Here is a 10,872-nt window from a genome sequence, read left to right as displayed (position 1 = left end):
ATCTCGCGCCGGGTCTGCTTGCGCTTGCCCAGGCCCTCAGCGTCACCGAACGTCAGCTGCATAGATGATCCTCTACATGATGAGGCGGGTAGTGTCGCGTATCTGTGGTGCGTTGTTCAGAGCTTCCCTAATGCACTGACTGATGCATGAAACAGGCGTAGCAGCACATGCGTGCAACGCCTCAGCCTTGCAAAAGAAAACACGCAGAAGCGAGCATCAGCTGACCACGCAATCAGGAGCTCGCTCGCCCTGCCGCGCGCCTAGCTGCGCGTTTTCGCATACGCCGCCAGCGCCGCATCGCGCCCTTCGGCCAGGCCGATGATCGGCGTGCGCGGATACTCCGGTGCCAGCCGCGCCAGCGACAACGGATGCAGCCACGGCGCGAAGCGTTCCTTCACCGCAAGCTTGCCGAGCTCAGGTACCCAGCGCGTGATGTAGGCGGCCTGCGGATCGAACTTCTCCGCCTGCGTGACCGGATTGAACACACGGAAATACGGCGCCGCATCGGCGCCGGTGCCGGCCACCCACTGCCAGCCCAGGGTGTTGTTGGCCAGGTCCGCATCCACCAGCGTGTCCCAGAACCAGCGCGCGCCTTCGATCCAGTGGATGCGCAGATGCTTGCACAAAAAACTGGCGACGATCATGCGCACGCGATTGTGCATCCAACCGGTATGCCAGAGCTGGCGCATGCCGGCATCGACGATCGGAATGCCAGTGCGGCCCCGCTGCCAGGCCTGCAATGCAACCGGATCGACCGTTGCCCAATCGAATCCTGCAAAGCGTGGATTGAGATTCTGGTTGGTGGTGTCCGGGAAGTGATGCAGCAAGTGATAGGCAAAGTCGCGCCAGCCAAGCTGCCGGATATAGGCATCGATTTCTGCGCCATTGCGCGCAGTGCGATGCGTCTCCAGGGTGCTGGCGATCCGCCACGGCGCAATTTCGCCGAAGTGCAGATGCGGCGACAGTTGCGAGGTCCCGACGCGATCGGGGCGATCGCGGTTTTCGCGATATCCAGACAACGCGCCGTCGATAAAGATCTCCAGCATTTCGTGCGCGCCGGCTTCGCCGGGCTGCCAGTGCTCCCAGAAACCCTGGTCCCACTGCAGGCCCGGCACCAACTGCAGCGTGTCGAGCGCATCGGTCTTCAAGCTTGCAGGCAATGGCGGCAGACTGCGCGGCGCACCTATCGCGGCGGGCAATTGCAACTGCGTCAGCGCGTTGCGCCAGAATGGGGTAAACACCTTGTAGGGGCCGCCCTGCTGCGTGGACAACTGCCACGGTTCGAACAGCAATGCGCAATTGCAGCTTTGCACCTCGATGCCGCGCTCGCGCAAATCGCGCTTGATCTGCGCATCGCGCGGCTGGGTGGCCGGCTCGTACTTGCGGTTCCAGTACACCGCCACCGCACCGGTCTGCGCGATCACCTCATCCAGCACCTGCGCGCTGTTGCCGACGCGAATGACCAGCCCGCTGCCGAGCGCGCGCAAGGCACCGTCCAGCGCTGCAAGCGAGCGATGCCGCCAGGTGCGCGATGCGGCGCCAGGCGTCCATTCGCCCTCTTCGTGCGGCGCGTCGATGTACAACGGAATCGGGTGATGCCCCGCATCGAGTGCGGCGCGCAAGGCCGGGTTGTCTTCCAGACGCAGATCGCGACGGAACCAGACGATGGCGTATGACATACGAACTCGGCAGCAAACAATGAGGCTGCGCAGCATAAGCCAGCGGGCGCCACGATGGCGCGATGCCGGGCGGCGGATGACCACCCGGCCGTTCCACGACAGCGCTTACTCGAAACTGCCCACCGAGTCGTGCGCCAGGTTGTCGAAGCGGGTGTATTCGCCGAAGAACTTCAGCTTGCACGAGCCGGTCGGTCCACCGCGGTGCTTGCCGATGATGATTTCGGCCAGGCCCTTGTCCGGCGAATTTTCCTTGTTGTAGTAGTCGTCGCGGTAGATGAAGACGATCATGTCCGCGTCCTGCTCGATCGCGCCCGACTCGCGCAAGTCCGCCATCACCGGGCGCTTGTCGGTGCGCGTTTCCAGCGAGCGGTTGAGCTGGGACAACGCAATCACCGGCACGTTGAGCTCCTTGGCCAAGCCTTTCAGCGAGCGCGAGATTTCCGAAATTTCGGTCGCGCGGTTTTCGCTGTTGCCCGGCACCGACATCAGCTGCAGGTAGTCGATGACGATCAGGCCCAGGTCGTGCTCGCGCTTGAGCCGGCGGCACTTGGAACGCAGTACTTCCGGCGCCACGCCAGGTGTGTCGTCGATGAAGATCTTGGTTTCCTTGAGCATCTTGATCGCGCCGGTCACGCGCGCCCAATCCTCGTCTTCCAGCGCACCGGTACGCAGGCGCTGCGCATTGATGCGGCCATTGGAGGAGATCAGGCGCATGGCCAACTGCGAGGCCGACATTTCCATCGAAAACACCGCCACGCCCTTCTTGGACTTGATCGCCGCATATTCGGCAATGTTCAGCGCAAAGGTGGTTTTGCCCATCGCCGGACGCGCCGCCAGGATGATCAGGTCGGTCGGCTGCAGGCCGGCGGTCATCGCATCGAAATCGGTGTAGCCGGTCGGCAGACCCGTAATGTTGCCGCCGTTTTCGAAGCGGTTGCGCAGCTCTTCGAAGGCATCCTTCAATGCCCCGGGCATGGCCACGAAATCGGTGCGCCCCCGCGCGCCGGCTTCGGCGATCTTGAACACGGCCTTTTCGGCCGAGGACAGCAACTCGACGCTGTCGCGCCCTTCCGGCTGAAAGCCGTCGTTGACGATGGTGGTGCCCACTTCGATCAACTGCCGCAGCACCGCCTTGTCGCGCACGATTTCCGCATACGCGGCGATGTTGGCCGCCGACGGCGTGGTGCTGGCCAGCTCGATCAGGTACGCGCCATCGCCCACCTGCTCCAGCTTGCCCTGCGACTCGAACCATTCGCCCAGGGTCACTGCATCGAACGGGCGGTCTTTCTCGTTGAGTTCGCGAATCGCGCGGTAGATCAGCCGATGGTCGCGCCGGTAAAAGTCGTTTTCGGTGAGCTGGTCGTTGACCCGGTCGAACGCGTCCGGCGCCAGCATCAAGCCACCCAGCACCGCCTGCTCGGCCTCGACCGAATGCGGCGGTACCCGAAGCTGGTCCAGACGCGGCTCGGGACGATCGTAATCGTCGTCGTCGCGATCGCGACTGCGCTTGGAACGGAAACCAGGACGAGCGGACATGGACAAACAAACCTGACGCGAGGAGACGAGGGCAGGAAGCATAGTCATCGGCGCAGCCGGCGACCATGCACAACTCTGTGGATAACTGGTGTATAGCCAGTGCACCAGCGTTCTACGCGCCGGCCGTCGCAAGTACCGAGACCCTTGCGCCGTTTGGGTTTCCGCCCTCACTCAGGTCCCAACGTGGCGCCGCACGTGCGCACGGCGCCGCTGTGGTCAACTCAGCGCTTGAGGTGCCCGATCAGGCCCAGGAACTGGTCGATGAAGCCCTGCAGGAACTTGCGGCTGTCGGCGTTGGCGACCTGGTCGTCGGGCCCGAACAGGCCGTCCTTGTATTGCAGGAACACTTCCGGCTGACCGAGCACATGCATGTCCAGATACGCCAACACGTTACGCAGGTGCTGCTGCGCGGTGGCAGTGCCGATCGCGCCGACCGAGACGCCCACCACCGCCGCCGGCTTGCCGGCAAACGCGCTATCGCCATAGGGGCGCGAGCCGGTGTCGATGGCGTTCTTGAGCACGCCGGGAATGGAGCGGTTGTATTCGGGAGTGACGAACAGCACCGCATCGGCAGCGCGGATCTGCTGCTTCAGGCGCGTGCCTTCGGCGGGATAATCGCCATCGCGGTCCTGGTTGTACAACGGGATATCGCCGATCTCCAGGTACTCGAACACGGCCCTGTCGCCGGCCAGATGCTCCAGCGCGCGCGCCAGCTGGCGGTTATACGACTCGGCGCGCAGGCTGCCGACCAGTACGGCAATGGTGAGCTTGCTCATGGGAATGCTCCGTGGAAAACAGAGCCCCACCCTACCCAGCCGGATGCTCAGGGCTGGTGAAACGCCGCCGGCATCTGTGGCGCAAGAGGCGGTGCATACACGCGAGCGCGGCAACGTTCGCAGGAGGTTTCGCCCACTGCCGACCAGCGTCCACACCGCAGCGCCAGGCGTCAGCGCACCACAGCCGCCCGCTGTTCGCGCCAGTGTGCCTGCCAGGCCTGGAACATCAGCACCGTCCATAGATGCGTATGCCATTTGCGCTCGCCACCGTTGAAGTCGCGCCACAGGCGGGCCACGCTGTCGGCGGCGAACACGCCCTCGCGCTGCAGGGCGCCGTGCGCCAGCAGATCGTCTGCCCAGCCGTGCAGATCGCCGCGCAGCCATGCGCTGACCGGTGCGCCGAAGCCGCGCTTGCCGCGGTAGACCATCGCGTCCGGCAGGTAGCGGCACAGCACGCGCTTGAGCAGATACTTGCTCACTCCATCGCGATACTTCAGCGACAGCGGCAGCGACCAGGCGAATTCGGCCACGCGCCAATCCAGCAGCGGCGCACGCGCTTCCAGCCCCACCGCCATGGTGGTGCGGTCCACCTTGCACAGCAGATCGTCCGGCAAGTAGGCGGCAAAATCGGCCAGCATCATCGCGTCGGCCGGCGTACCGGACCCATGCAGCGGGTCGGCCAGGCTATAGAAACTGTCGGGCTCGGTGGCGCCCAGCACCACCGCGGCCGGATCGCGCCAGCGCGAAATGCGGTTGCGGTAGATATCGCCGATGCCGCGTGCGCCGGCCTCGGCCACCAGCGCGGCCAGGCCGCCGGTGCGCGAGGACTCGCCGTTGCGGCGCGCCGCCACCGCCATCAACCGCCGCAGCGGGCCCGGCACCAGGCCGTGCATGCGCCAATTGCGCAGTGCGCGCTGATACCGACCATAGCCGAAGAACAATTCGTCGCCACCATCGCCGGACAGCGCCACCGTGACTCCGCCGCGCGCCAGCCGTGCGACCAACGCCGTCGGCACTTGCGACGCATCGGCGAAGGGTTCGTCGAACATGTCCGGCAGGTTCGGCACCACCGCCAGCGCATCGGCGCCGCTGACATACAGTTCGGTGTGGTCGGTGCACAGATGCGTGGCCACTTCGCGCGCCAGCGGCGCTTCGTCGTGATGCGAACCTTCGAAGCCGATGCTGAAGGTGTGCACCGGCTGCGCGCTCTGCGCCTGCATCATCGCAGTGACGATGGACGAGTCGGTGCCGCCGGAGAGAAACACGCCAACCGGCACATCGGCCACCATGCGCAAGGCCACCGCATCGCGTAGCACGCGATCCAATTGCTCTTCGGCCTGCGCGTCGGTACCGGTGAACGGCGTCGCCAGCGCGCGTTCCAGAACGGTTGCTGCGCCTGATCGGGACGATGCGCGGCCGCGCCGGCTGCGACGGCTTGTGCATCGATGCGCAGCACGCGGCCGGGCATCAGCTTGAAGGTGTGCTCGTGGATGCAGGCCGGCGCCGGGATATAGCCCAGCCGCAGCAGCAGGGTGAGCGCATCGCGATCCACGCCGTTGTCGAAATCCGGGTGCTGCCACAAGGCCTTGAGTTCGGAACCGAACACCAAGGTGTCGCCGGCCCACCCGTAGTACAGCGGCTTCTTGCCGACGCGGTCGCGGGCCAGGAACAGGCAGTTGTCGCGCTCGTCCCACAACGCGATGGCGAACATGCCGTTGCAGCGGGTCAACGTCTCGTCCAGCCCCCACTCCACCACGGCCGCCAGCAGCACTTCAGTATCGGAGTGGCCGCGGAAGCGATGCCCGAGCGCGGAAAGCGCTGCGCGCAACTGCGCGAAGTTATAGACCTCGCCGTTATAGGCCAGCACGTAGCGGCCATCAGCCGAGCGCATCGGCTGATGGCCGAGCGGCGACAGATCCAAAATGCTCAAGCGCTGATGCGCCAGCGCTACGCCGGCCTGCGCATCGCACCAGGTGCCGGCATCGTCGGGGCCGCGGTGGCGCAAGGCGGCCCCCATCGGCCGCACCAGCGCATCGAGCTGTTCGCCATGCAGGCGCGGCGAGGCCAGCAACATTCCTGCCAATCCGCACATCGTCAGCGCTCCTGCGGGCCGGCCGCGACTAACCGGGCGGCGCCGGCACGCACGACGCGTCGTACGCGCCCGAACAGGCGCACGGCGAATGCCGATGCCGATGCTGATGCCGGAGAGTAAAGACAGCTGTCCGCCGAGCACGCAGCGCTGACGCAGCGCACCACGTGCAGATCGCGCAGACGGCTCATGCCGCCACCGATGCAGCTGCCGGCATCGGCACATAACGCGGCAGCGCCTGCACGCGTTGTAACCAGGCGGTGATCGCCGGCCAGCGCTCCAGATCGAAACCGCCGTCTTCGGCGCAATGGGTGTAAGCGAACAGTGCGATATCGGCGATGCCGTAGTCGCTACCGGTGAACCAGGTGTGCTGCTGCAGGTGCTGCTCCATCACCGCCAGCGCCTGCTCGCCGCGTGCGCGCAGCTGTGGTAACTCGGCGCGGCGTGCGGCATCGCGCGGCGTCCACAGGCTGATGAACCGCGCCACTGCCACATAAGGTTCATGGCTGTATTGCTCGAAGAACATCCAGCTCAATGCCTGCGCACGCTGCCACGCATCGGTGGGCAGATACGGCGTGCCTTCGGCCAGCCAGAACAGGATCGCGTTGGATTCGGTCAATACGCGGCCATCGTCGCGCTCGACCATTGGCACCTTGCCGTTAGGGTTCTTGGCCAGATAGTCGGGCGTGCGGGTCTGCCCGGCCACGCTATCCACCTCGACCCAGTGATAGCGGCTGCCCAGTTGTTCCAGCAGCAGGCGCACCTTGTAGCAATTGCCGGAACCGGACATGCCATGCACGGTCAACGGGGGACGCACGGTCGACATCTGGCTGGCTCCGCGGCAGCAACGAGGGGCTGGCAGTGTCACAGCCCCGCGTGCCTTTGCAAAGCCCTCCACGCAGCAGCGGCGCACCGATGCCAGCTTTGCGTGTACTGCCGCGCCGACCTGCGTCAGGCCAGGACCACTACCGCCACCGGCACACTCAATACCGCGATCAGGATGCCCAGTGCCGCCACCGTCAGCGCCCAGGCGCCGAACGCACGCGTGCGCGCACAGCCGGCGGCGGCGGCGGCGGCCTGTACCGAACAGACCGACCACCACAGCGCCCCCAGCATCAGCAGCAGGATGCATGTCGCCAGTTGCGCCATGCCGGCCGGATCGGTCGCGCCGGTGCGCAGCAATGCGACCTGGCCCTTGAGCGCGACCACGGCCGCCAGCAGGCACACCAGCCACGGCAACGCACAGCCGGCCATTGCCGGCAACACCGTCCCAAACCGGGCGCTGCTGCCCATCCAACGCAGGATCTGCTTCAGCAACACGCATCCCAGCAAGGCGATTGCAACCACAACACTGACGCCACCGGCCTTGGCCCAGAGCGGCAGCGCATGCAGCCACACCCACGCCGACAGCAGCGTGGTGGCCGCAAACACCGCCCAGGCACTCCTGCGCATCCGAGCATGCTGCGGCATCCGCGTCACCGTGGCATGTGGATCGAACACGATTCCGCCCAGGCCACCGCCGCGCCACCAGAAAAAGCATGCCACCAGCAACAACACCAAGGCCGCCAAGCCGGCCACCGGGTAGCCGAGCGCACGCCAGTCAGGAGGCTGCGTGCGCCGCCGCGGCGCGAGATCGTGATTGAAATACAGCAGGTCGCGCGCGCGTTCCATGTCGGCAGCCGCACGCGCCACGCCGCTGGCCGGAATACGGTCGGTGAAGCGCTGCCACTCGCCCACGATGACCAGCTTTCCGTCGCGCATCGCGATGCTGCGCGAGAAGCGGAACCACGGATTGGCGACCACTTGGGTGTCTGCTGCCACCTGGGTCGCCGGGTCGCTTTGCACGCTTACGGTCTGCCGCGCCAGCCGCGGCCCGCCCAGCGCCAGCGGGCTCTTGCGCGCCTCTTTCGGTAACGCATCCATCCACTCGCCAAGCTGGAACAACGGGAAACCCAGCTCATCGCCCTCCTTCGCTGGCCACTCCAGCCGGTAGGCCTCGTGCGTGCGCACATTCAGCGGGTCGGCAGCGTCGATGCTTGGCACGCTCACCTGGGTCAGTGCGGTGTAGTACTGCTGCATGAATTCCAGATAGTGCTCGCCCACCGTCTGCGCACCATCGTCGTCGAAGCTGCTGGCGACACGCTCGCCGCGGCCCTGGCGATAGATGGTGTCCACCGTGAAGCTTGCCCAGCGCTGCGGCGTGCGCAGCGAAATGGAGATTTCTTCGTTCACTTCGATCTGTGGCAACGCGGGCATCGGCGCAGGCACTTCAACCAACGTGTCCTGCCCTGCAATCACGGGCAATCCGCGCACGAACGGCAGTGGCCGCCGCTGTGCCAACGGGCCTTCTTCGCGATCGCGCGTGGCATCCACCCACACCTCGCCCTGCGGCAGATGCGCACGCACCACCACATGATCGAAGGCGTACGGACTGGGCAGCCGCTTTTCCAGCCCATGCCCCTTGTCGCTGTTGACCAGCACCGGCTCGGCGCGGATGCCGGCCAGTTGCAGCAGTGCGATCAGCAGCGTCGCCTTGTCCTTGCAGTCGCCATAGCGGTTGCGCAGCGTCACTTCGGGCGCGTGCGGGGCGTGCGAGTTTTCGCCCATGTCCAGCCCGACGTAACGGATCTCGCCCTGCACGAACGCCACGGCGCGCAGCAACGCCCCTTGCGGGTCGTCGCTGCGCAACGTCAGGCTCTGCGCCATCCTGGCGGCCACCTGCGTCTGGTTGAATGCACGCGGATACAGCTGCGACGCCCAGGCCGCCACCGCGCCCCAACTGCCGGCGGTGGACACTTCGATCGCGCCATACGGGTCCACATCGTCCGGCGCGTCTTTTTCTTCCTGCACCGCCGCGATGTCGCGGGCGCCGATGTCCAACTGCGTCACCCCATCGAGCGTACGCACGTTCCGGCCGAACCCCGGGGCGCTGATGCGCCACTGCAGCGGCATGTCGGCCCGATAGCGCACACGTACCCGGCGCTCGCCCAGCGGCACGCCGTAGCGCGCTTCGAACACGTCGTAATAGCCTTTACCGAACACCGGATTGCTGCCGCTGATGGTCACGCCATAGTCGACGCGATCGCCCACGCGCAGGTCCGGCAAGGTGATCGACAGCGTCAGCGCGCCATCGATCAACCCATTTTCCAGCCCGCTCTCGCGCCGCAATCTGGCGTAATTCGCCTGCGTGCGCATATCGATGCGCTTGCCGGCACGCCAGACATCCAGGCTGTTGAGCTCCAGCTGCTGGTACTGCGGCTGATAGTCGATGGAAATCTGCCCGGCTTCCTCCAGGCTCTTGGCGCGCTGCACGGTGTAGCTGAGCCGGCGGTAAGCCTGCGGCACGCGGCCGGTCAGATCGACCTGGTCTGACACCAACTCGTAGCGCAGCCCCGCAGCGCCGGGCACGTTCTCGGAAACGGCATCTGCCACCACCCAGCCCGGCGTCGGTGCCATGCGTGGCGCCTCGTTGGCCCGTGCTGGCACGAGGCTCGCGCCGACCAGCAGACACATGGTCCAGAAGACGCCGAACAGGCGTCGCATCACATCCTTGCTGATCAAACCCCCACTCCTCGTCAAAACGCATTGAGTCCTGTCAGCGCACGGCCCACCACCAGCTGGTGCACGGTTTCGGTGCCTTCGTAGGTGATCACCGATTCCAGGTTCAGCGCATGCCGGATCGCCACATGCTCGGTGGTGATGCCGGCCGCGCCCAGCAGGTCGCGGCATTCGCGCGCCACATCCAGCGCCATGCGGCAATTATTCCATTTTGCCAGCGAGACCTGCTCCGGCTGCAGCGTCCCGGCTTCCTTCAAGCGCCCAAGCTGCAATGCCAGCAGCTGGGCGGTGGAAATCCGCCGCGCCATGTCGGCCAGTTTGATCTGCGCGCTTTGCGTGGCCGCCAACGGGCGGCCGAACAGGATGCGCTCGCCGGCATAGGCCAGCGCCTCGCGCAGGCAGGCCACTGCCGCGCCGATGGCGCCCCAGGCGATGCCGTAGCGTGCCTGGTTGAGGCAACTCAGCGGCGCCTTCAAACCGGCCGCCTGCGGCAACCGCATCTGCTCGGGCACGAACACGTTGTCCAGGAACAGGCCCGAGGTGACCGACGCACGCAGGCTCATCTTGTGGCTGATGTCGTGCGCGCTGAAACCGGCGCTGTCGGTCTCGACCAGAAAGCCGCGCACGCCATCGTCGGTCTGCGCCCAGATGATCGCCAGCCCGGCGATGCTGCCGTTGGTGATCCACATCTTGGCGCCGTTCAAACGCCAGCCCTCGCCCTCGCGCACCGCGCGGGTGGTCATCGCGGCCGGGTCCGATCCGCCCTGCGCCTCGCTCAGGCCGAAACAGCCGATGACCCGGCCGGCCGCCATCTCCGGCAGCCAGCGCTGCCGCTGTTCGTCGCTGCCGTAGGCGTGGATGGGATACATGCACAACGACGATTGCACGCTGACGAAGCTGCGCAGGCCACTGTCGCCGCGCTCCAGTTCCTGGCAGATCAATCCGTAGGACACCGCGCCAAGGCCCGCACCGCCGTCGCGTACCGGCAGGCTGGCACCCAACAGCCCCAGTTCCGCCAGCTCCGGAATCCACTCGCGCGGAAAGCGCCCGGCATCGAAGGCGTCGCCGATGGCCGGTACAACCCGCGTATCGGTAAAGCGCGCGACCGCGTCCTGCACCGCCCGCTCTTCGTCGGTGAGCAGCGCGCGTACGTCGAACAGGTCATCGGGGTGCACCGGCATGTTGGCTTCCGTCGCAAGCTGAAAGCGCGATTATCTGCCAGTTGCCGGGCCAA

6 protein-coding genes and 1 pseudogene are annotated in these 10,872 nt (G+C 66.1%); all 7 read right to left on the bottom strand.

Going from position 1 to position 10,872, the window contains the following annotated elements; translation table 11 throughout:
• Positions 1–260 precede the first annotated feature (260 nt).
• The 7 genes and pseudogenes from F7R02_RS14715 to F7R02_RS14680 all read right to left on the bottom strand — a co-directional run bounded on the left by F7R02_RS14715 (position 261) and on the right by F7R02_RS14680 (position 10,819).
• Positions 261–1,679: a cryptochrome/photolyase family protein gene (locus tag F7R02_RS14715; RefSeq protein WP_167521038.1), complete on the bottom strand. Its 1,419-nt coding sequence runs from the start codon at positions 1,677–1,679 to the stop codon at positions 261–263.
• Between the two features lie 105 nt (positions 1,680–1,784).
• Positions 1,785–3,215 carry a replicative DNA helicase gene (locus tag F7R02_RS14710; protein ID WP_078589876.1) on the bottom strand — a complete coding sequence of 477 codons (1,431 nt, stop codon included), beginning with the start codon at positions 3,213–3,215 and terminating at the stop codon, positions 1,785–1,787.
• Between the two features lie 221 nt (positions 3,216–3,436).
• Entirely contained in the window at positions 3,437–3,991 is a 555-nt protein-coding gene (locus F7R02_RS14705) for an NADPH-dependent FMN reductase (RefSeq protein WP_003483584.1), read from the bottom strand.
• A 170-nt stretch (positions 3,992–4,161) separates the two neighbouring features.
• Positions 4,162–6,083: pseudogene (gene asnB / locus F7R02_RS14700) on the bottom strand (asparagine synthase (glutamine-hydrolyzing)).
• Between the two features lie 184 nt (positions 6,084–6,267).
• Positions 6,268–6,906, bottom strand: a complete 639-nt coding sequence (locus tag F7R02_RS14690) for a glutathione S-transferase family protein (RefSeq protein ID WP_005925696.1) — start codon at positions 6,904–6,906, stop codon at positions 6,268–6,270.
• Positions 6,907–7,031: 125 nt separating this feature from the next.
• Positions 7,032–9,593 (bottom strand): DUF3857 domain-containing transglutaminase family protein, encoded by a 2,562-nt coding sequence (locus tag F7R02_RS14685; RefSeq protein ID WP_078589878.1) that lies wholly within the window; start codon positions 9,591–9,593, stop codon positions 7,032–7,034.
• Between the two features lie 62 nt (positions 9,594–9,655).
• A complete protein-coding gene (locus F7R02_RS14680) occupies positions 9,656–10,819 on the bottom strand; it encodes an acyl-CoA dehydrogenase family protein (RefSeq protein WP_078538741.1) in 1,164 nt (387 codons plus the stop codon).
• Positions 10,820–10,872: the final 53 nt, after the last annotated feature.

The sequence above is a fragment of the Xanthomonas cissicola genome, assembly GCF_008801575.1.
GTDB classification, from domain to species: Bacteria; Pseudomonadota; Gammaproteobacteria; order Xanthomonadales; family Xanthomonadaceae; genus Xanthomonas; species Xanthomonas cissicola.
This window is presented reverse-complemented; position numbering and strand designations above follow the sequence as displayed.

Coding starts and splice junctions, on each gene's coding strand:
- F7R02_RS14715 (WP_167521038.1), bottom strand. CDS start 1,679: ATGTCATACGCCATCGTCTGGTTCCGTCGCGATCTGCGTCTGGAAGAC.
- F7R02_RS14710 (WP_078589876.1), bottom strand. CDS start 3,215: ATGTCCGCTCGTCCTGGTTTCCGTTCCAAGCGCAGTCGCGATCGCGAC.
- F7R02_RS14705 (WP_003483584.1), bottom strand. CDS start 3,991: ATGAGCAAGCTCACCATTGCCGTACTGGTCGGCAGCCTGCGCGCCGAG.
- F7R02_RS14690 (WP_005925696.1), bottom strand. CDS start 6,906: ATGTCGACCGTGCGTCCCCCGTTGACCGTGCATGGCATGTCCGGTTCC.
- F7R02_RS14685 (WP_078589878.1), bottom strand. CDS start 9,593: ATGTGTCTGCTGGTCGGCGCGAGCCTCGTGCCAGCACGGGCCAACGAG.
- F7R02_RS14680 (WP_078538741.1), bottom strand. CDS start 10,819: ATGCCGGTGCACCCCGATGACCTGTTCGACGTACGCGCGCTGCTCACC.